Annotated in this window: 19 protein-coding genes; 3 read left to right on the top strand and 16 right to left on the bottom strand. The window is 59.4% G+C overall.

The features are described 5' to 3' along the window. Positions 1-250: 250 nt before the first annotated feature. Together QMK52_RS19700 and QMK52_RS19695 are read left to right on the top strand one after the other, a co-directional pair. On the top strand, positions 251-505 hold the full coding sequence (locus QMK52_RS19700; RefSeq protein ID WP_228309798.1) for a hypothetical protein: 255 nt from the start codon (positions 251-253) through the stop codon (positions 503-505). A 10-nt stretch (positions 506-515) separates the two neighbouring features. Further along, positions 516-845 (top strand): DUF6388 family protein, encoded by a 330-nt coding sequence (locus QMK52_RS19695; protein ID WP_005788766.1) that lies wholly within the window; start codon positions 516-518, stop codon positions 843-845. Positions 846-853: 8 nt separating this feature from the next. On the opposite strand, the gene QMK52_RS19690 is transcribed toward QMK52_RS19695, so the two are convergent. Genes QMK52_RS19690 through tssA form a run of 15 tightly spaced genes read right to left on the bottom strand, consistent with a single transcriptional unit; the run spans position 854 to position 18,152 of the window. After that, positions 854-1,696 (bottom strand): serine/threonine-protein kinase, encoded by an 843-nt coding sequence (locus QMK52_RS19690; protein ID WP_005788768.1) that lies wholly within the window; start codon positions 1,694-1,696, stop codon positions 854-856. Then, entirely contained in the window at positions 1,693-2,454 is a 762-nt protein-coding gene (locus tag QMK52_RS19685; protein ID WP_050989041.1) for a PP2C family protein-serine/threonine phosphatase, read from the bottom strand. The genes QMK52_RS19690 and QMK52_RS19685 overlap by 4 nt, the downstream gene beginning before the upstream one ends. Continuing rightward, complete coding sequence (gene tssM, locus QMK52_RS19680) at positions 2,421-5,789, bottom strand: type VI secretion system membrane subunit TssM (RefSeq protein WP_005788770.1); 3,369 nt, start codon at positions 5,787-5,789, stop codon at positions 2,421-2,423. Before tssM ends, QMK52_RS19685 begins: the two co-directional genes overlap by 34 nt. A gap of 16 nt (positions 5,790-5,805) precedes the next feature. Next, positions 5,806-6,666 (bottom strand): type IVB secretion system protein IcmH/DotU, encoded by an 861-nt coding sequence (gene icmH, locus QMK52_RS19675; protein ID WP_005788772.1) that lies wholly within the window; start codon positions 6,664-6,666, stop codon positions 5,806-5,808. 5 nt (positions 6,667-6,671) lie between these two features. Then, a complete protein-coding gene (gene tssK, locus QMK52_RS19670; protein WP_005788773.1) occupies positions 6,672-8,000 on the bottom strand; it encodes a type VI secretion system baseplate subunit TssK in 1,329 nt (442 codons plus the stop codon). Between the two features lies 1 nt (position 8,001). Then, the gene (gene tssJ, locus QMK52_RS19665) at positions 8,002-8,487 is read right to left on the bottom strand and encodes a type VI secretion system lipoprotein TssJ (RefSeq protein ID WP_005788774.1); all 486 of its coding nucleotides are present in this window, start codon (positions 8,485-8,487) and stop codon (positions 8,002-8,004) included. A gap of 5 nt (positions 8,488-8,492) precedes the next feature. Next, a complete protein-coding gene (tagH, locus tag QMK52_RS19660; protein ID WP_320403283.1) occupies positions 8,493-9,689 on the bottom strand; it encodes a type VI secretion system-associated FHA domain protein TagH in 1,197 nt (398 codons plus the stop codon). An 11-nt stretch (positions 9,690-9,700) separates the two neighbouring features. Next, positions 9,701-9,832, bottom strand: coding sequence for a hypothetical protein (locus tag QMK52_RS19655; RefSeq protein WP_005788777.1), 132 nt, complete (start codon positions 9,830-9,832; stop codon positions 9,701-9,703). A 35-nt stretch (positions 9,833-9,867) separates the two neighbouring features. Further along, positions 9,868-11,388: a sigma-54-dependent Fis family transcriptional regulator gene (locus QMK52_RS19650; RefSeq protein ID WP_005788779.1), complete on the bottom strand. Its 1,521-nt coding sequence runs from the start codon at positions 11,386-11,388 to the stop codon at positions 9,868-9,870. 8 nt (positions 11,389-11,396) lie between these two features. Next, positions 11,397-12,410 (bottom strand): type VI secretion system baseplate subunit TssG, encoded by a 1,014-nt coding sequence (gene tssG, locus QMK52_RS19645; protein ID WP_320403282.1) that lies wholly within the window; start codon positions 12,408-12,410, stop codon positions 11,397-11,399. Beyond that, positions 12,374-14,161, bottom strand: a complete 1,788-nt coding sequence (gene tssF / locus QMK52_RS19640) for a type VI secretion system baseplate subunit TssF (protein ID WP_320403281.1) — start codon at positions 14,159-14,161, stop codon at positions 12,374-12,376. Before tssF ends, tssG begins: the two co-directional genes overlap by 37 nt. Beyond that, positions 14,151-14,552 (bottom strand): type VI secretion system baseplate subunit TssE, encoded by a 402-nt coding sequence (tssE, locus tag QMK52_RS19635; protein WP_005788783.1) that lies wholly within the window; start codon positions 14,550-14,552, stop codon positions 14,151-14,153. Before tssE ends, tssF begins: the two co-directional genes overlap by 11 nt. A 14-nt stretch (positions 14,553-14,566) precedes the next feature. Beyond that, positions 14,567-16,045, bottom strand: coding sequence for a type VI secretion system contractile sheath large subunit (tssC, locus tag QMK52_RS19630; protein ID WP_005788785.1), 1,479 nt, complete (start codon positions 16,043-16,045; stop codon positions 14,567-14,569). 27 nt (positions 16,046-16,072) lie between these two features. Further along, positions 16,073-16,570 carry a type VI secretion system contractile sheath small subunit gene (gene tssB, locus QMK52_RS19625; protein ID WP_005788788.1) on the bottom strand — a complete coding sequence of 166 codons (498 nt, stop codon included), beginning with the start codon at positions 16,568-16,570 and terminating at the stop codon, positions 16,073-16,075. A 28-nt stretch (positions 16,571-16,598) separates the two neighbouring features. Further along, the gene (tssA, locus tag QMK52_RS19620) at positions 16,599-18,152 is read right to left on the bottom strand and encodes a type VI secretion system protein TssA (protein ID WP_194438462.1); all 1,554 of its coding nucleotides are present in this window, start codon (positions 18,150-18,152) and stop codon (positions 16,599-16,601) included. Positions 18,153-18,634: 482 nt separating this feature from the next. Between tssA and QMK52_RS19615 the strand changes: the two genes are divergently transcribed. Next, complete coding sequence (locus QMK52_RS19615; RefSeq protein ID WP_005788794.1) at positions 18,635-19,150, top strand: Hcp family type VI secretion system effector; 516 nt, start codon at positions 18,635-18,637, stop codon at positions 19,148-19,150. A gap of 53 nt (positions 19,151-19,203) precedes the next feature. On the opposite strand, the gene QMK52_RS19610 is transcribed toward QMK52_RS19615, so the two are convergent. Next, positions 19,204-20,025 carry an aldo/keto reductase gene (locus QMK52_RS19610; protein ID WP_005788796.1) on the bottom strand — a complete coding sequence of 274 codons (822 nt, stop codon included), beginning with the start codon at positions 20,023-20,025 and terminating at the stop codon, positions 19,204-19,206. Positions 20,026-20,100 lie beyond the last annotated feature (75 nt).

Raw genomic sequence — 20,100 nt, 5'->3', positions numbered from 1 at the left:
TTTGCCAGCCCGTACCGCGCTTCTTGGGATAAAACGCACGATAGCTGCACTTATTTCCCACCGAATTATCGAACTTTCTGACTTGAAGCAACCCCTAAGGCTATCTGAGTCGGTATCATCCGCGTCTGTCTGCGTGTTAAAGGATGTTACAACTTGCAAACCAGCAGGTACGCAGTCAGGGAATCAGGCCTGGAACGACAACAGGCACAAAGGAGAGAGCTTCATTATGCAAGACAAGCGGTCAAGCAACATGCGTCCCCTATTTGTCACCATTTTGCTGTGGTTGTGCAGTGTGGTGCTGCTGTTTGTAATCAAGAATGTCATTGAGCTGTTCACCGGGCCAGTCGCTGAAACCTGGGTTGACCTGGCATTGGTGCTAGTCGCTTACCTGATGTTCTTCTTGCTGGCGCCGTTGCAGAACTGGATGCGACGCAGAGCCCGAAAACGTGCGCGCCTTCACCCCAGCGCGCACTCAGGCGATTCCAAGTCCCGTCCTTCGCACTAAGGGCATGTCTTTGTCAGCACCCAGCGATACTTACCAGCTTGCCTTGGACAGGTTTTTGCGCGATCAGCCACATATCGCCGCTGAGCTGGACAGCCTCAACCCGTTGGCCGCCCAGGCCAGGGGGGAAACCCTGGCGCAGTATCGCGCCGAGCGCTTGCACGAAGCGTTCGAAGCCCACGCGGAGCAGCGACATCTGTTCGCCTGGGAACTGACCCTTGAACTAACGGCCGACTCCACCGAAACCTTCGAGGCCCAGCGCCGCGAAGTGCATAAAGAAGTCGCACAGATGGCCGGCATGGACTGGGTGGAGTATTGCCAGCTGCATGGCCTGGCGGTCTGACCTTTACCCTACAAGTACCAGCGTGGCCGGCTGCAGGCCATCACTTCGCGCAATTCGGCGAGTGTTACCGTTCGACGCTGCGGATCTATCGCCAACGCCGAATGTAATGCCGGCCAGCAGTGCCTGGGTAATTGCGCGGGCCGGGCCAGCCGGTCAGTGAAAGAGCGTGCGCCGATGCGCTGACCACTAGCCAGCTCATACACAATGCAGGCCATGCCGTATACCTCCGCAGCGCCGCTCAGCGCACCGCCGTCCAGTAATTCCGGGGCCGCGTAGGCGGGTGTCCAGGCATTGAAACGAGTACGGCTGACACTTGGCAAGCCCATCGCCTCGTGCGCCTGAGCATGCCCCAGGCCAAAATCGAACAAACATACGCCCTCCTCTCCCACCATGACGTTGGCGGGTTTCACATCGCCATGCAGGACGTTCTTCTGGTGGATGTAGGCCAAAGCATCAAGCAACTGCAGAGCGATGGGTTGCAGTTCCTGCCAGGGCAAACCATAGGGGCACTCCAGCAGCAGCCGGTCGAGGGTCACCCCTTGCAGCAGCTCCATGGTGAAAAACGCAATTTTGCTGTGGGTGTCGACCTCAAAGGAAAACACCCGTACCACACGGTCGTGCCGCAGGCTGCGGGCCAACGCAAACTCGCCGTACAACAGCACATGCGCGTCGGGGCACTGGGAAATGGACTCGCCCAGCAGCTTAAGTGCCACCCTGGAGCAAGGCTGGCCCAATTGCTCATGCAGCAGATCGCGCGCGCGGTACACCACGCCCATGCCGCCGCTGCCCAGGACGTGCTCAAGGTGATAACGCCCTGCCAGCAGACGGGATGGTGCAACCGTCAGGTTCAAGGTTGCACCACAACTGCGGTCAGGTCATCTCGCACCGGCCTGCGCAACGCCCCGGCGAATAATTGTTCCACCGCCTGCCGGGGCGTTCTCCTGCTCAACGCCCGTCCCACCTCGACATGGCTGAGGGTCTGATACAGGCCATCGCTGCACAACAGGAATACATCCCCAGGGCGAGTACTGAGCTCCAATACCTCAAGGTCCAAACGCGAGCGCGCACCAACGGCGCGGGTCAAGGCCCTGGCATCGGGGTGCGCCTGGGCTTGCGCCACGCTGATATGACGCTCGTCCATCAGGCGCCGCAGCAGCGAGTGATCCTTGGACAACTGGTAGAGGTTCTGGCCCCGCCATAGATAGCAGCGACTGTCTCCGGCCCAGACACAGGCTGCCCGACCGTTCTCCAACAGCAAGGCAACCACGGTACTGCCCATCGTCGCGCCATCATTTGAGTCGGGCTCTGTCCACGCACGCCGCAATCGCTGGTTAACGCCTTGCAAACTTTCCCGAACGGTATTGATCCGTTGATGGAGGTTGCCATGAGCCGACACTGAAGCCAGGTGGCTGACCACCCAATGACTGGCGACATCACCGTGCCGATAGCCGCCCATTCCGTCCGCCACAGCCCAGCAACCGCCATGCGGGTTGTCCAGAAACGCATCTTCATTACGCAGTCGCGCCTGCCCTCGCTGGGTGCGCCCGGCACTGCGCCAATGGGCGCCGGCCTGGCTCACAGTTGCTCCGGCAATCGAAAGGTGCGCCATGTGTCCATATCAAACGGCCCTGGCGTGCGCTGGCTGGTCAGCAGGTAATTGGCGCGCAGACCGGCGAGGTCTGCCTTGAAAATCTGCATATTTGCACCACTTGCGGGTTCTTTCTGCAGCAGATCGAAAAACCGGAACAGCGACCAGGCCCCTGCGTTTTTCTCGATGCCCAACGGGCGCTGCTCCGTACCTCTGTCCAGCACAAGGCTGCTGCGCCCATTCTCTGCCTCGGTGGGCCAATGAAACGCCATGGGCGTGATCGGGCCGTGCCGATATTCCAACTGCTGGTCGCCAAACCGCAGTACGGCTCGGCTGACCGATTGGTCCAGGCTGTAGGGCGCCAAGGTAAATCGCACAGACAACTCCCCCGAGTCCTCGCTGAAAAAGCCGCGGCGGATTACCTGGGTTTTCGTCAGTTGGTCCAGCAGCGAGCGCGAAACCGGCAAACTCTGGCCATCCAACCCACGCAACCTGTAACGGCTGCCATCGGCGCTGATGAAAGGCCGAAGATATCCCTCATAAAAACGCGCCATCACCCCCTGCGGCTTGAAGAACTCCTGAAAATCATGCAGCGCAACATCACTGCTTGCATGGGCATTGAATGGATAACGTCGGCGAAGGGCCTTGGCATAAAGGCTATGTACGTCGCCCTGATACCGTTGGTTGACATGCACATACGCCTGCTCCAGCAAATGCCGCCAACTGTCGTCGGCCACGCCCTCGAACCAACCGGCAAGCGGCAGCGGCAGACGCGCAGCAGCATCACGCAAATTGCCCAGTACATCCTGCTGCCCCTCCATACGCTGTCGAGCACGCAGGAAGGCCGCCTGCTCCGGCGCGCTGTCACGGTTCAATGCCGTGAGTTGCAGGTGCAGCTCACCGAGCAAACGCAACGCCTGGGCCAGCTCTGCGCCGGGGTTGTGCTGCTCATCGAGCAACTGATGCAAGGGTTCAAACCGCTGCTGCAATGCCCGCCGTGGCGCATCGTCAAAAACCGACTGCCCATCCGTCAACGTCGCCTTGGCCAGCCCTGCCAGCTCTCCCGAATGCTGGGACACCTTATCCAGCAGCACATGGCCTGGCAGCAAACGAGTGTTTTCCCGCAACTGCTGCAATAGCCGAATCAACGGGGACTGTGCCGAGGTCAGGCTCATGAGCTGGTCGGCATCCTGGCGCAGGCTGTCGGTCTGTTGCAGCCTGACTCGTCCGAGTACGTCGCTCCAGGCATCGGCATACTCACTGAAGTAGCGTTGCTGCAGTTCTGCCATCAACCGCCGCAGATCCTGTGGCCCCAGGTCGGTGCCCTGCCCCAGCACCCAATTATCCTGAGCGATGGCATTGACCAACCTCGGGCCCTGCGCCTCAAAGTACTGCACATATCTTTTTGTATAGAAACCGGGAACAGGCGGGTCGATCGTGGCAAATACCTTACCCTCGGCCAGGCGCAATGGTTCCAGGTTGCGCGCTTGTTCGCGCAATACTCGATACACGCCATCGGCCAACGATTCCCCCCTCAGCACTTCGCGGGCCTGGGCCACTCGCTCATCGTTGAGCGGTGTGACAAACGGCCGTTCAAGCAGCCGCGCCAAGTGCTCCCCCAGACGCTTCTGCGTGGGCATATCCCCGGCAAAACGCACCGACCAAAGGCCTGTCACATGCTGTGCCAGCCAGGTCGCGTCACGGCGCTCGCGCAGATTGAGCATCAAATACGCACGCAGGTTATCCAATAACCGTTCGCGGTCCCCCAGGCTTGCCTCTATCTGTTCTTCAAGCTGCGCGGTTATCCAGACCAGCAGTTGCTGTTGCAGCGCCTGCTCATAAGCCTGGTCTACCCAGGGACGACTCACCTCGCCCTGATACAGGCCGAGGCGCTCGACCAGGCGCACATCCTGCGCCGCCGGAAACACCCGGGTCGCCGCCAACCGCGCATCCAACAGCCCCAACAACGCCGGGCTTTCATCGCTTTGAGCCCCTGCGGCCGGCGCCGTCTGGGCGACCAATGCCGCCAGTTGGACCAGGCGTTGCTGGTTGACGCTGTAGCTGTACATCCACAGACCGCTGACCCCGCCAAGAATCAGCGCGACTGTCATCGCTTGCAGGCCCTGGCGCTGACGGATGCGCCGCTGCTCCTGGGCTTGCAGGCTGGCAAGACCGGCTTCGGCAAAGATCACCTGGCTGAACAGCCCCCTCACAAAACGTACATGCCTGTCATCGGCACAGGTCAGGAAGAACCCTCGCAAACCATTGATGGGTTGGTAGCGATGAGCAGAAAAGGCCATTTCAGCGAACAGGCTTACACGCTCACCGACGCGTGCCGCCTGCTGGGGAAACTCCAGGATCTGACCACGACGTTCAACGTTGCCCTCCTGGTGCAGTCGCGCAATCAGCTCACCGTTCAAACGCTGCAATAATCCCTCGACGGCCTCGTGAACCTGGGTATTTTCAGGCATGCCGCTGCCGACATCCAGTGGCTGCCCCAGCAGGCTGTCGGCACCTTCCCCATGGGGTGAATCAAAGAACTCAGCGAATCCGGGCAATCGATCCGCCTGGGTCAAGACCAGATAGATCGGCACATCCACATGTAGTGTTTGCTGGATCTCCTGCAAGCGCGCGTGCACACGACGGGCATGGTGATCCAGGTCGTACTCGCTGGTGTTGAGCAACGTGTCTACCGACAGAGCCACTACCACGCCGTTGAGCGGGCGCACCCGGCGGCGCCACCTGAGGAGATTCAGCAGAGTGGCCCAGCCTGCGGCATCCACTGCACTGTCAGGCTGGGTCAGATAGCGCCCCGGGGTGTCGACGAGTACGCCTTCGTCGGCGAAATACCACTCGCAATGAGCACTGCTGCTCGTCGGTCGCCTGTCAGCGTGTTCAGGCGATAACTGCAAGCCGGCTGCCGCCAGCAGCTGCGTCTTGCCACTGCCCGGCTCACCCATCAACAGGTACCAGGGCAACTCATGGCGCCAACGCGCGCTGCGCTCTCCATAACGGCTGGAGGTTTTCAGCAGGTGAACCGCATCCTTGAACCGAGTGCGTACGCAGCGGTATTCGTTCTCCACCCGTGTCGACGGCTGCTGGCGGGGCTGGCGCTCAGACCGTGGACGCCGGGCGGCACGACCACCGCGGGCAAGGGCCATCACCAACCCCCAAAGCAGGAACACGACGCTGATGGTGACCAGGCGAGACGTCGCGCCCTGCCAAACAGGCTGATCATTCACCGCCAACAGCGGCCCCCAAAACCACACCACTGCCGCACACGAAAGCGCCAGCAACATGCTCCAAACCCAAAACCGGCCCAGCACGGCGCCCACACCCTTGAAGAATGCGCTCATTCTTTGCTCCCTGCGTTTACAAGGACGTGCGGATCAAATCCGACGCCGAAAATTGAAGCGGTTGCAGCGCGTTCGCGCGCTCCGTGCTCAGCACCCAGGCAAATCCTGTGTACATTGCCAGCAAGCAAACCAGGGTGAAGATGACCAACCAGGTAACGGGAACAACGCACAACCCCGTACGCCGGCTCGCCCCGTGCATCGCGGGCACGGGTGGCGCCGGCGACGGCTCCCCGCGTACGTGCCGGATCTGGCGATACAAGGCATCGCGAACACCTTCCAGTTGCGACATGCCGCGCTCCATCACTCGGTATTTGCCCTCGAACCCCAGGGATAGGCACAGGTAAAGCAGCTCCAGCATCGGCAGGTGCTTCACCGGGTCGCGTGATAGACGCTCCAGCAGTTGGAAAACTTTTTCGCCGCCGAAAGTTTCGTTATGAAAGCGGCTCAACAGGCTCACCTTCGACCATTCACTCTGTGCCCCCCACGCCGTAGTAACAACCGCCTCATCGATCACACTGCACAACACATAACGCGCCGACATGACTTGGCTGCTTTCAACACCGCCCTGCAAGGCGCGGGTTTCGAATTGAGTCACCGCCAATGACAATCGGTCGTTGAGCGTGCCCAGGTCTTCGCGACCAGAGCAGACCCTGAGCGCCACGATCTCGGACAACACCGCCCAAGCCGCAGCCACCAGCGGGTTGAGCCCGGCCTTGAAGCTCGACGCATCGAGCATACGGCCGGCATAGATCATGCGATCTTCCAGCTGCTCATAGCGTGGCGGCGATGGGAAATCCGTCAATGGCCCCTGTGCAGGCCCATGACCCTCACGGTCGAGCAGGACGGTTCTTTCATCCTGTGTGTACTCACTGTCCATGGCATTCAATTCCTGATGGCCCAAAAGTTGAGTTCAAGCCCGGCGAAGTCACCGCCTACGTGGAACGCGAAACCGCCCGACTGCTGCAATTGCGCGATCTCGGGGGCACTCATATCGAGGATGAAATAGGTCTTGCCGGCATGAAACGGAATCTGCCGCGGCGCCACTGGCAGCGGCTTGACCTTGATACCGGCCAGGTGCAGGTTGACCAACTCACGTATGCGCTCTACCGGCCCGACTTTCAGGTGGGCCGGCAGGCGCTGGCGCAGTTCCTCTGCCTCACACTGCGCGGTGGCTGCCAGGATGAACGTGGCCGTGCCGAGCAATTTCAACTCGCTGACCGGGCAGACCAGAACGCCGTACTGGCGTGGTTGCAATGTCAATTCGATCGCATGTTGCTCAAGCACCACCGACAGGACGGCGCGTACGCGCTCCATCAGCCCACGAAAACTGGCGCCCTGGTCGCTGTGTCGATAATGCACGTCCAGCTGCGCGCGTTTACTGTCACAGGCGAACGTTGATAGCTCGCCGAGCATCGACACCAACAGGCGGAACAGCGCTTCAGGCCGAACCTGGGCCTGGCTCAGGCAGTGCCGCAGCGCGAGTTCGGTACGATTGATCACCTGCAGCATCAGGAAATCACCGAGTTGTGTGCTTGCAGCCGTGCTCTCGCCACGAATGCGCGCCGCGATGGCATCGCCACGGCTGGCAAGCAGACCGACGACTTCGTTAAGGCACGACGCCAAGTAGCCATGCTCCTGCACGAAAATGAAGGTCGGAATGAACGCGTTATCCAGGCTCACGCCCCCTTCACCGCTGACATCCAGTACCTGGGCAACCTTGAGTTTGACGAAGCTCTGATCACCCGTTTGCTCGCCCAATACAAGGCGTAAGTCGGGCCGTGCGCAGCTGATTCGGCAACGCGCATCTACACCCAGGTTGGAGTCTCCCACTTCCACTTCGCATCGCAGGTAACGCGCCAGAACATCGCTCTGTTCAGGCTGGCGAACCTCAAGGTGATTGCCGCTGGCCAGGGGCAGTGCCAGGTAAATGCCCTGCCTTCCCGCATCAGTTGGCACCTGCAACACCAGCGGTTCCATAGCGGTACTCAAATCAAACAAGCTCCCGTCCGGCAAGACGCCACTTGCCTGGTTGACCACCAGCTTGCCCAGCTTTAGGTATTGCTCATTCAACTCCAGGGTAAGGAAGCCCCAGGCATCACTGCCCAACAAGCGCGTCTGGTTGAGTTGCTGTTGGTAATAGCGGTCGTTGTGCTGCAAGTGCTGTGGCCGCAGCAACATGCCTTCTTGCCAGATCACTTTATGAACAGGCATCTCAGCGCACCTCCATCACGGCGAGCGAGTCGACAACGCGTATGCCGTCCTGGTCCAGCACCAGATCGGCACGGTTGCGCTGGTGCAGAGTCACGGGGATCAACTGCCGCCATTGAACGTGCGGCAAGTCTCGGTAAGCCGCCAACACCCCCACAAAACGACTGTCGGGACCGATACGGAGTTTGAGCGCCAGGCGGTCACCTGGACGCAGCTCGACTTCTTCACTGCTTACCCAGTCCTTTGCCAGCAATTGCTGCGCCTTGTCATACAGGCTGAAGAAGTCGGCATGTTCGAAGGCGACGCCATGGCGCAGTTCGATCAACTGCACCACCACGGGAGAGGGGCGACCGTGCAGGTCGGGGTTGACGTGCTCGTTGGCGGTCAACACCACGTCCAGCTTGGTCAGCGTGGAAAAAGGCGATACGGCGCTGCAACCCGCCAGGAAACCAGACAAAAGCAACACCAAAGCGCGGGTGGCTCGATACATGAATATCATCCTGAAAAATCAATGTGCAGGGAGGAGATCAGGCGCACCTGTTCTTCATAGGCCGTGGCAAAATCGCCGTTCAACGGTTGATCGTTCAACGGCCCTTGCGCCACCAAACGCTGGTAGTGACGCTGGTAAGCACGCCAACGCGCCCCATCGGTAAAAAATCTTGGCGGCTTGCCCTGAGACTCAAAGCACCAGGCCAAATGGTTCGGCTCGAAGGCCGTGTACACCTTATTCACGGTGCTGCGACAGGCAGCCTGCAGCGCGACCTGATGTACCTGCAGCTCCCGATGAGCCTGACCAATGGCCCGCAAGGCGGGCATTTGGCCCAAAGCCTCTGTATCCAGCAGTGCGGATAACGCCGCGTTGGTATCACTGAACATTTTCAAGGGGTTCCGGGCTGCGCCCTGACTGTCGAACGACGGCCTCCCCCATTCGTGATGCAACTCTTCACGCGTGCGCAGAGCTTGTTGCAGCCCCTGGATCGTCAAGCGAAACAAGCCCGCCACCTTGATCGCCAGCACCTCCCTGGCCGCTGGGTCGAGTGCGTCGAGCCCCACGCCCAAGGCCGCCGCGAACTGTGACCAGAACACTTCATCAGTCGAGGGTGCCATTGCACTAACGTGCACTGCAGCAGCGTCTACCCCGGGTTCTGCCCGGCGCGGGAATGTCACATGCTCCCTATCGGTCCCGTGGCGTTCGGCCCACACCCCTTGCTCATCAACGGCCTCGCTCAATGCTGCCAGGTCATCCGAGATGGCCTGCTGCTGGTGCTCCAGGTCCAGCGCGTGCAGAGGGTCCAGGGACAGGAAGGCATCATCGGGAATCGGTACTGCCGCACTGGCACGCAGCTCGCCGCAAGGTCGTGCGGGTTGCAACAAACGCGCACGTAGCGCCAACGCCCCAAGTTCGAATACATCGCCATCATTGATCAATCGCGCCTGCCCCTTGCGCAGGCGTTCAGCACTGCCTGCCACGCCAATACCGTTGCGGCTGATATCAGTCAGGAAATAGCGGCCCTCACGGTAACCGACTAATCCATGGTGACTGGAGAGCACGCGGCTGGGGTCGGGTATCACCCAGTCACATCCGGGGCCGCGGCCAATCACGCCGCCCACCGCGTCAAATACTTTGTGGGCCGAGGGTTCGGCGCTGGCGCTGTCGACCGCACAGACCTCAAACACAAGCTGCATCGTCATGATCCCTCTATTCATCGGCCACGAGTAATTGCCTGTGGGTCACCCAGAGGACGGTACTCGGTATCATCGAACACGTAGTTGGCGTTACAGCCACCCAGCAAACACAACACAAGCAACACGGCGTGCCATGGACGGTCAGGCATCAGGTTTCTCCCACAGTAAAAATCAAGTGCGCCATTCAGCATTTCTCCCTGGCATCGCCGACGGGGATATTCAAGCGTGCAAGGCGGTAAAGCAGCGTGCGTCGGGCAACCCCTAGCTCCCGCGCGGTACGGGTGCGATTGCCATGGTTCTTGTGCAAGCAATCGAGCAGGAACACTCGCTCTACTCGTTCCATGCGCTGGCGCAGCGTCACATCGTCGCTCGCGGCCGGCGCCGCAGTCGGTGGCAGCGCCAGGTGTTCCGGCAAGATCACGTCGGCGTCACACAACAACACGGCACGCTCAACCATGCATTTAAGCTCGCGTACGTTGCCGGGAAAGGCGTGGCCGGAGAGTTGATCAAGGGCCAGGGTGGACCAACCCACGGGTGACCTCTCCAGCGCCGCGCACGCCTCGTCAGTGAAATAGCGCGCCAGTTGCAGCAGGTCGCCGTCTCGCTCGCGCAGGGCCGGTAACGTGATCGGGAACTGCACGAGCCGGTAATAGAGGTCTTCGCGAAAGCGCCCCTCGGCGACCATCGCAGCGAGGTCGCGATGAGTCGCCGCAATGATCCGCACGTCGACCTTATGCGCCGCGCTGGCACCCAGCGGCCGGACCTCGCCCTCCTGCAAAACCCGCAGCAATTTGGCTTGCAGTGCCAGCGGCATGTCGCCGATTTCATCCAGCAGCAACGTACCGCCGTGCGCGGTATCAAACAGGCCCGCATGATTGCGCTCGGCCCCCGTGAACGCACCTTTGCGATAACCGAAGAGCTCGCTCTCAAGCAGCCCTTCAGGGAACGCCGCGCAGTTCTGTACCACGAAGGCTTTCTCCCGGCGCGGGCCGGCCGCATGAATGGCCCGAGCTACCACTTCCTTGCCGGTACCGGTCTCGCCGCACAGCAGTACGGTGTACGGGGTATGCAGGACTTTACTGATCAAATGGCACGTCTGCTTCATCGCCGCACTGGAGCCAATCAATCCGTACTCCCTGGCCAACGGCTTGTTGCACCTGAGCCTTGAATCAACGTTGGGCTGCATACTGCGCAGTACCAGCAGCTGGTTCACGGCGAAGCTGCCCAACTGCGCCAGGGAGGTGGCGTAGCCTTGCAACTGGGCCGGCTGTTGCCGAGCGCACAGCAGCACACCGGCGACCCGCTCACCACGATTGAGCAATGGCACGCTCAACAGCGCCCGCCAGGGCTTCACCGGTACGGGCAGGAAATGAACGTCATGGCAACTGCTCTGCACATCTTCCAGGCTCAGGACAGCGCCTTGGCTCAAGGCATGGTTCAACAGGGGTGGAGGGTGCAGATCAGAATCTGCGACCATCGATGCCCCCTCGGACAAATGCTGGGCAATCAGTTCAAGGCGACCGGTCACTTCATTGAACAGGTAAAACTGGCTGAGTTCGCACTGGCTCAGTTGTGCCACACCGGCGACGAGCGCGTCAGGCAGCGCCTGTTCATCACGGTACAACGCCAGGCGTGTAAAGCAGGCGGCCAGCGCATTGGCGTATACCAGTGGGTCGGACAATTCGCCTGGCAGGTCCACATTCATCATGATCATCAACCCCTGTGAAAATTGCCGGCAAGCGTAACCACGCCGTCGGCCTGTTCATGCGCCAGCCAGGTGGTCCAGCCCAGGCGGCAAAGCGTGTTTTCGCCAATGTGCAACGGCCTGACCTCGCCCGGTGCCAACGTCAGGCGCAGGTCGTATTCCAGAGGGTCGCGCAGGGTCAGTCGCACCAGCGCGCACAGCCGCTGGTACGCCTCTGCGATAGGCAGAAAATCATGCAAACGCTGCCAACCCAGCGCCGGAAGATGCACCCTGAACTTACCGCTGCGGTCAGCGATGCGATGCCCCAGGACAAGGTCCTGACCAAGGGCACTATTGGCCCGCCCCAGATGATTGCATTGCAACTGGCTGACCTCGACCGTGCGCTCCACCCATTGCTCGATAAACAACGCGTCGTGCTTGAAGTAGTAACGCAGGACAACCTCGATCAGCGCAGCCGAGTGCACTCGCAAACTCAGCAGGCCCAGATAAGGCAGCAGGCGCTTGCAATCAAGCTGCGAAGCACTGCGAATTGCGCTGTCGCCCAGCCCCATCAAGGCAAACATCTGCTCGGAGAACCTGTCGTCAGCACCTGCCCGGAAACACGCCCGATAACGGTATTTGCGCCAGATCGGCAACATCAAGCGCTGCAGGCGGTGATGGAACAGATCAAGGAAATCTCGAGTCGGGTTGCCGCCCGAACGCTCGGCAAACGCTTGCTCGGCGTAAAACGCAGGTAGCGGCGAGCCAGCACCGAATAACCCCAATACGTTGAGACGCAAGCGAGCGCGCAAGGCCCCGTGCTCGCTGAAAAACTCCACGCGGTCGATATCGTGCGCAGCAAACCCAAAACCGGGGTTGGCCTGGAACTCCAATTGGTCATACAGCGCCTCGTCATCCAGCAGCGGATGGGCCTCGCGCAGTCGTTCGATGATCTGCACAATCGCCTGAAATAGCGTGTACTCACGAATCACACGGCAAAGTTGAGTCAAAACAGCGGTTGCTGCCCCATCCGGGATGGCCATAGGTACACGTCTCCTTGTGTGCTGATGACCCGCAACTCGTGATACGAATTGAGGCTGGCATAGAGTGCAAAGAACTGATTGAGAACAGAGGCGAATACAAACAGATCGCCCTGACCGACAAAGCCCTGGGAATCAACCGTCAGCTCGACCTGCAAGCCTCGAACAGGCAGCCCGCGGTGCAGACGGTCCACCGCCTCATGGCGAATGGAGCGCAAAGCGCTCAACCTTTTCTGACTGACCTTCAACGCCTGTCGATCGTGATAGCCTGGCAAGTCGTAGGTTTGGAGTATCACTTTCAAGGCATTGATATCGGTCAACGACAGATAGTTGACCGACATATTGCTGATGAGCTTCCACAAAAAACCCTGGTCCAGTGGCGGCGCAAAGCTCGCGGTGGGTGTAGTGATGTTGCAAAACCCCAATGACTCCGGGGTCTGTTCCCCGGGCAGGCTGATTTCGCCTGCACGAAGTTGGCGCGGCAGGTTGCAATTGGTACAGGTCAGTTCGACCGACAGGGTTTCCTGGCCCTGTTCGCGGCGGCTGGGGAATCCCATCCAGGTATCAAGCCCGCCATGCTGTACCGATGAACGCTGGCGAATGCTGTAACTGGAGGGTGCCGCCGAAGCCTCGTGAACGCAGTCATGTTCAAACGACTCGAACGGCACATAGGTCTGATAGCCCAACCCGCCGGGGCGCCACCCGGTGACCTGGTCCACGGAAAACACACTGGCATTGCCCGGCGTATATTCCCCAGGTACCAACAGGTACTCATCCTGTTTACCGTCCAGGCGAATGGGGATCGCATCCTGTTTGAACAGGTTGACGATGGGCGTGCAATACAGCTTCACGTTGTCCAGGGTTGGACGCAGGGGATCACGGTCCTGGGTGTGAAGTTCGAAGCGCATCACCATGCCATGCGCCCCCCGGAGCAGCTCGTCAGGCAGCGTGTGCACCACGTTCAGCCCTTCGACGTCGACAAACAGGTATTTCTCGGGAAAAGCGAAGTACTCCTGCAGATGCCGATAACCATCAAAGGTGTTCTGCGGATAAGGAATCAGCGCCTGCTCCGGGGAAAACCCCACTGGCTGGACCTGGCCGGCACTGAGGCGCAACGTCACAGGTTGCCCGTCGCGGGTCCTCACCGGCATACCCTCATGATCCAGCAGCGACAGGCAGATACTGTCGACATGGCGCAACAGGCTGAGGTACAGGCCCTGACTGATGTAGTGGTCGCCAGCCAAGTGCAGCCTCAGCGAATCAAATGCCAACTCACTGAAGTTACCTTGGGTACTCATGGTCAGTTGCAACTCCAGCCAGGCCCCTTCGTCCTGGCAGCGGTATTCCAGGCCACTGAGTTGCAAGGGCATGATGTCGGTGGCATAGCATGTGCGGAACCGGCAACGCTCACCCTTGATGGGAGCGCTTTCCACGGCGGTGTCCCGGGCCACTCGAACACTGGGGCCGGCACGTTTCAAGGGGTCGAATTGCAGGATGCTGAAGGCCGGTGTTGGCCGCATGTAATGGGGCCATAACAAGTGCATCAACGAATGCGTCAGCTCGGGCAGTTCGTCATCCAGCTTTTGGCGCAGGCGAGCGGTCAGAAATGCAAACCCCTCCAGTAGACGCTCGACATCCGGGTCCTGGCCGGCCTCAGCAAGAAACGGCGCCAGAGCTGGATTACGCTCGGAAAAACGCCGCCCTTGTTGGCGCAGCGCGCTGAGTTCACTTTGATAGTAGCGGTTAAACGTCATGGACGAAAACCTCTACCCGCCCGGCTTGCGCAAGACGGGCCTGAAACACGACCGGTTGCAGGACGCCGTCGATAACTCGCTCAGCTTCAATTGCAAATGCCAGGACCAGGGACCCACGCACATCGGGCAACAGCCTGACATGCACATTCGCCAGTCGCGGTTCGTAGGCCTGGATAAAACGCTCGATATGCAGCCGCGACTGAGTCAATGATTCATGCAGGCTCAGGCGCATGTCGTTGAGATCAGGCAAACCGTAATCAACCAGTGTCTGGACACTGCCCGCACGTGTGCTGAGCATTTTTCCCAGATGTGCGGCGATGGACGCCACAGGACACCCTCGCGTTGACTCACCGCATTCAAGGCGTTCGAAAAGGCTGTTGTGCTGAACCATGCCCTGGCCTCTGCTCATTCTTTATCGAGCTTGCCAACCAGGGACAAGGTGAAGTCTGCCCCCATGTACTTGAAATGCGGGCGCACCGTCACGTTGACGCGGTACCAGCCGGGCTCGCCCTCGACATCACTGACGACGATGCGCGCGGCACGTAGTGGGCGCCGTCCACGCACTTCGGCGCTGGGGTTTTCCTGGTCCGCCACATATTGGCGAACCCACTTGTTGAGTTCCTGCTCAAGGTCCGTGCGCTCTTTCCAAGCGCCCAACTGTTCGCGTTGCAGAACCTTGAGGTAATGGGCCAGGCGGTTGACCACCATCATGTAGGGCAATTGGGTGCCCAAGCGGTAATTCAGTTCTGCCGCCCTGCCTTCTTCACTGATGCCAAAGGATTTGGGCTTTTGCACGGAGCTGGCGGAAAAGAACGCTGCATTGTCGCTGCCCTTGCGCATGGTCAAGGCGATGAACCCTTCTTGCGCCAGCTCGTATTCGCGCCGATCCGATACCAGCACTTCGGTAGGGATCTTGGTTTCAATCTCGCCCATGCTCTGGAAGTGATGCAGTGGGAGGTCCTCGACGGCCCCGCCGCTTTGCGGCCCGATGATATTCGGGCACCAGCGAAAGCGAGCGAAACTGTCTGTCAGCCGCGTGGCAAAGGCATAGGCGGTATTGCCCCACAGGTAATGCTCGTGGCTGTTAACCACGTTTTCCTGATACGCAAAGGTCTTGACTGGGCACTCAAGGGGATCATACGGGGTGCGCAACAGAAAGCGCGGGACGGTAAGGCCAATGTAACGGGCGTCTTCGCTCTGGCGAAAGCTTTGCCATTTGGCAAACTGCGGCCCTTCGAAGTGATCCCGCAGGTCTTTCAGGTCGGGCAGCCCGGTGAAGCTTTCCAAGCCAAAGAAACTCGGCCCCGCCGCAGCAATAAAGGGGGCGTGAGCCATGCTGGCGACGCTGGAGGCGTATTGCATCAGCTTTACATCGGGCGCACTGGGCGAGAGAAAATAATTGGCAATGATCGCACCCACCGGCTGCCCACCGAACTGACCGTATTCAGCGCTGTAAACATGCTTGTAAAGCCCGGACTGAGTGATTTCCGAGGAATCCTCGAAATCATCCAGCAGGTCTTCGCGCGAGACATTCAACAGCTCGATCTTGATGTTCTCGCGAAAATTGGTGCGGTCGACCAGCAACTGCAACCCCCGCCAGGAAGCTTCCAGTGCCTGGAAGTCGGGATGGTGCAGGATCTCATCCATTTGCTGGCTGAGCTTGGTATCGATTTCGGCGATCATCCGGTCGACCAGGCGTTTCTTTACCGGTTCGTCACGGTTGTGTGGCTTGAGCAGCTCCGCGATAAACGCCGATACGCCGCGCTTGGCGATGCCGTAAGCCTCGTCGTCAGCGCTCAGCAATGTCTGGGCGGTGATGTTGTCGAGGATGCTGCAGGTGTGGATAGTTTGTACCGATTGCAGTTCGTGTTGAATCGTGGTCATGGGGTCAGTGTCCTTTTACTGAAAATGTCAGGCGTCTGGGCTGGGCAGCCCCAGCTCGGCCATGACTTGTGCTCGGGAATCACCATGGGTCAGTGCCTGCTCGATAGCCTTGCGAAAGCTTGGGGTGTTACCCAATGGCCCCTTGAGCGCCACCAGCGCTTCACGCAGTGCCATCAGCTTTTGCAACTCCGGGATCTGCTCGACAAGATTCGCGGGATTGAAGTCTTTCATCGCGTTGATGCGAACCTGGATCGCCAGTTCTTCCACGTCGGCTTGATCCTGGAGGCGATTGGGTACGTTCAGCGTCAGGCTCACTGCCTGCTTGGCCAACACCTCGTCGAGGGTGTGTTTGTCGATACCGATGGGCTTGCGATCTTCCAGCTTGCGCAGGTCCGCACGTTGGGAAAAGTCTCCCAGCACCAGCAGCTTCAACGGCAGTTCGACTTCTTCCTGCGCACCGCCGACGGCGGGTTTGAAGGTGATATTGATACGTTCCTTGGGGGCTACCGAACCGTCTTTGGCCATGGTGCTTTTCCTTTTATTTGATGAGGCACTATTGAAGTACTGCTTCCAGGTCGAAATGACACAACCGGCGATGCAGGGCATCCTTGCCGTCGCGTATGGCTTGGCTTTGAGGTAACAGGTCGTAGCAGCGATACAGGAGCTGAGCGACTTGCAGGGCCAACGCCGGCTCCCAGCCTTCCAGGCCCGTGCGCTGTAATTGAAGATCGAGTTGCTCCAGCTGGATCCTGGCCAGCTCGTGTTTGCCGGCCGCCATGCACAACCTGGCCAGCGCCAGGCGCCAATGAAAACGGCAGCGATCACTGCGCGCACCGTGCAAGCCTTGCTTGATCACGCCCACCGCGGCTTTGAGTCCATCCTTGCGCAGACAAGGCATTACCGACTCCAACGCCGCCTCCCAGGGCTGGGTCGTCAGGTCGGTCACGACTTCACTGGGCGCAGGCTTGCGCACATGGCGCATCACGTGCAGCGCAATCCACTCGGCTGTCGCAGTGTCGGCAAAGGGGGTGCCGTCGTCGAAGCGGTACTCCGTCAGGTTTGGCAGGCGCTGCAGCAGCAACGCGAAATGTATCTCCAGTTCGGCCATGGCCAGGTCCGCGTGCAAGCCGTCCAGACACTCCCAGGCCATGCGCAAACCATCGAACCAGAACAACGCACCGGCCAGACTGACTTCCAGTTCGAACAACACATCGGCGTAATGGCCTTGGCTCAAGCGCTCCTGATAACGCTTGAGCTTGTCGGCGGCCAATGGGCGCAGCGCGGTTACTCGTTCACTGTTGGCGTCGGGGTAGTTGACGAGCATCAGCCACGCCAAGGTTCGGCCCAGGCGCAAAGCCCGCAGGTCGGTGGCGTTCTGACGCAACCACCAGGCGCATAAAGGCCGGGCCTGTTCCTGTAATGAGCGCAGTAATTTGTGCGCCTCTTTTTCGCTGTTGACCGGTTGCTCGGGGGTGGGCAACTGGACCGCCGCTTGCCTCACGCCGGCGATAGCACCCGCGCGCCCATCAGCTTCTGGCGCCTCTTGCGCCGCATCGGCCAAGCCCTCCGCCAATTGCCGTCGAATCGGCAGCAGCACGGGAGCATCACTCCCCAGATGTTGGGCCCATAGTTGGTCCAGATGTTCGAGGTGTTCCAGCAACGCTTGAAATAAAGGCTGTTGATCATTGAGCGAGATTTTTTTTGCAAACGCTTGCTCAAGGCGCGACACCAACCAGCCAAACGCAGCAACGCGGGTACGCAGTTTGCCAGGGTAGACGTGCACCCAATGGTGCTCGCAGAGCTCACGCAGCACACCGAGGCCGGCCAGCAATCCAGCCAATGAATCACGCTGATACAAGGCCCAGGTCAACCAGCAGGCGACACGCAGATCCTTGGAGTGCTCACGCAGCAGGCATTCGCTGATTTCGCTGACCCGCTGCCAATCCGGCAGCCCATTGCCATGAACCGACTGCGCTTTGCCAAGCTCGTCTTCCAGCGCTTCGAACTCGCTGGAAAAGCGCATATCAATGCCCACGAAATTGCCCGACGAACAGGCTGCTCGTGCAACTTCCAAATAATAGGCATAAAGTTCTTTTGAATGACTCATTTTCGGCCGCACACAACCATCCAAGGCAAAATAGGCAAACTTAACGCCATTAAAGTACGTATCAGAGAGCCGTTAAGTTCCGTTCAAACATATCGAGACACAAGAACCTTAGCCACGCATAAAGCAATGAGCAAGCGACGGACCAAAACTTAAGAAACATCCTACGCGCCGCTATAATCTTGGCCTGCGCAGCTATTTGCGCACACATTCGAGTAACAACAACTCTGTCAGCTCGGCCAGCCGTATACTTCACCGTAAAAACACGTGAGCAACTAAGTGCGCATCGATGCGCAACTTTTACAACTAAAAACAGCCCATCGCCCGGAATAAAATCCAATACGCAGCGCATCAAACAGTGCTCACCCTTATTTCATTGAACTTCACACTTTCAGGCACGCTTCTTGTTATAGGTTATAGGCACTTACCCGTTCAGCCATTTCGCTGTTCGGCAAAACCTACTCAACCCGGCAAGGAAACCAATCATGCCAACACCCGCGTACCTCTCCATCACCGGAGTCAAACAAGGCTTGATCACGGCAGGCACATTTACTCAGGACTCGGTAGGCAACATTTATCAGGAAGGTCATGAGGATCAGATACTGGTCCAGGCGTTTGCCCATCAGGTGATCATTCCTCGCGATCCGCAATCGGGCCAGCCGACAGGTCAGCGCGTGCACAAGCCGCTGATGATCAGCAAGGTTTTCGATAAATCGTCACCGTTGCTGTTCAGCGCCCTGACCAGCGGTGAAGAAGTCTCCTGCCGCCTCGAATGGTTGCGCACCTCGTCCGCCGGAACCCAGGAGCACTACTTCACCATTGAACTGGAGGGTGCGACTATCGTGGACATCCAGTCACGCATGCCCAACTGCCAGGACCCCGACAACGCCCACTTCACCCATCTGGAGGATGTGCACTTCACCTATCGCAAGATCATCTGGACTCACGAAGTGGCCGGAACTTCCGGCTCGGACGACTGGCGCAGCCCAGTGGCCGGCTAACCACGGCTAGAGCGGGAACGGCTGCCAGGGAAGGCGCCGTTCCTGCTGGCCGGTTACACCATCGCCAATGGGTGCTTACGCTTGGGCGCTGCGAACACACGATCGATAGCGTCCAGGTCATGTTCATCCAACACCAGCTTCGCAGCTGCGGCGTTGAGTCGGATGTGTTCAGGTGTGACCGCCTTGGGGATTGCGATAACACCCTCCTGGCGCAGGACCCACGCCAGCGATACCTGGGCCGGTGTGACCTCATGGCGACGTGCGATCTGCTTGAGGGTCGGGCTCGACAGCAGCTCACCACCCTGGGCGATGGGACAATAAGCCATCAGTGGCAAATGATGCTGTTGCCACCATGGCAACAGGTCGAACTCTATCCCGCGCTCTTCAATGTTGTAGAGCACTTGATTGGTCGCACATGCAGGGGATGCGAGCTCCTGCAGGTCTGCCACATCAAAGTTGGAAACACCCCAGCGGCCGATTTTGCCGGCCTCGCGCAAACGCTCGAACGCTTCGACAGTTTCTTCAAGTGGGTACTGGCCGCGCCAGTGCAACAGATACAAATCAATGTAATCGGTGCCAAGGCGCTGAAGGCTGGCTTCGCAGGCGCGAGGCACGCCCTTTTGGCTGGCGTTATGCGGATAGATCTTGCTGACCAGAAATACCTGGTCGCGCTTGCCACGAATTGCCTCTGCGACCACCTCTTCGGCACCGCCGTCGCCATACATCTCGGCGGTATCGATGAGCGTCAGGCCCTCATCGATACCCAGTTGCAGCGCAGCAACTTCGGCGCGGCGCCGGCTTGGGTCTTCGCCCATGCGCCAGGTCCCCTGGCCGATGACAGGGACGGGAACACCGGCCAGATCAATGGTACGCATGACAACCTCCTGGTGAGTGTGCTGATTAACAATGTGGCATTGAGCGGACAAAAGGGTTCAATCGCAGTATGGTTG

This window comes from Pseudomonas sp. P9_2 (genome assembly GCF_034008255.1).
Classification (GTDB): domain Bacteria; phylum Pseudomonadota; class Gammaproteobacteria; order Pseudomonadales; family Pseudomonadaceae; genus Aquipseudomonas; species Aquipseudomonas synxantha_A.
Note: the sequence above shows the minus strand (reverse complement) of the source record. Positions and strands in the feature narration are given on the sequence as shown.

Coding starts and splice junctions, on each gene's coding strand:
- QMK52_RS19610 (WP_005788796.1), bottom strand. CDS start 20,025: ATGCGTACCATTGATCTGGCCGGTGTTCCCGTCCCTGTCATCGGCCAG.
- tssG (WP_320403282.1), bottom strand. CDS start 12,410: ATGGCCATCCCGGATGGGGCAGCAACCGCTGTTTTGACTCAACTTTGC.
- QMK52_RS19700 (WP_228309798.1), top strand. CDS start 251: ATGCGTCCCCTATTTGTCACCATTTTGCTGTGGTTGTGCAGTGTGGTG.
- QMK52_RS19655 (WP_005788777.1), bottom strand. CDS start 9,832: ATGCCTGACCGTCCATGGCACGCCGTGTTGCTTGTGTTGTGTTTGCTG.
- QMK52_RS19650 (WP_005788779.1), bottom strand. CDS start 11,388: ATGAATGTGGACCTGCCAGGCGAATTGTCCGACCCACTGGTATACGCC.
- QMK52_RS19685 (WP_050989041.1), bottom strand. CDS start 2,454: ATGGCGCACCTTTCGATTGCCGGAGCAACTGTGAGCCAGGCCGGCGCC.
- tssJ (WP_005788774.1), bottom strand. CDS start 8,487: ATGTATCGAGCCACCCGCGCTTTGGTGTTGCTTTTGTCTGGTTTCCTG.
- tagH (WP_320403283.1), bottom strand. CDS start 9,689: ATGACGATGCAGCTTGTGTTTGAGGTCTGTGCGGTCGACAGCGCCAGC.
- tssA (WP_194438462.1), bottom strand. CDS start 18,152: ATGAGTCATTCAAAAGAACTTTATGCCTATTATTTGGAAGTTGCACGA.
- QMK52_RS19615 (WP_005788794.1), top strand. CDS start 18,635: ATGCCAACACCCGCGTACCTCTCCATCACCGGAGTCAAACAAGGCTTG.
- icmH (WP_005788772.1), bottom strand. CDS start 6,666: ATGGACAGTGAGTACACACAGGATGAAAGAACCGTCCTGCTCGACCGT.
- tssK (WP_005788773.1), bottom strand. CDS start 8,000: ATGCCTGTTCATAAAGTGATCTGGCAAGAAGGCATGTTGCTGCGGCCA.
- tssE (WP_005788783.1), bottom strand. CDS start 14,552: ATGGTTCAGCACAACAGCCTTTTCGAACGCCTTGAATGCGGTGAGTCA.
- tssF (WP_320403281.1), bottom strand. CDS start 14,161: ATGACGTTTAACCGCTACTATCAAAGTGAACTCAGCGCGCTGCGCCAA.
- tssM (WP_005788770.1), bottom strand. CDS start 5,789: ATGAGCGCATTCTTCAAGGGTGTGGGCGCCGTGCTGGGCCGGTTTTGG.
- tssB (WP_005788788.1), bottom strand. CDS start 16,570: ATGGCCAAAGACGGTTCGGTAGCCCCCAAGGAACGTATCAATATCACC.
- tssC (WP_005788785.1), bottom strand. CDS start 16,045: ATGACCACGATTCAACACGAACTGCAATCGGTACAAACTATCCACACC.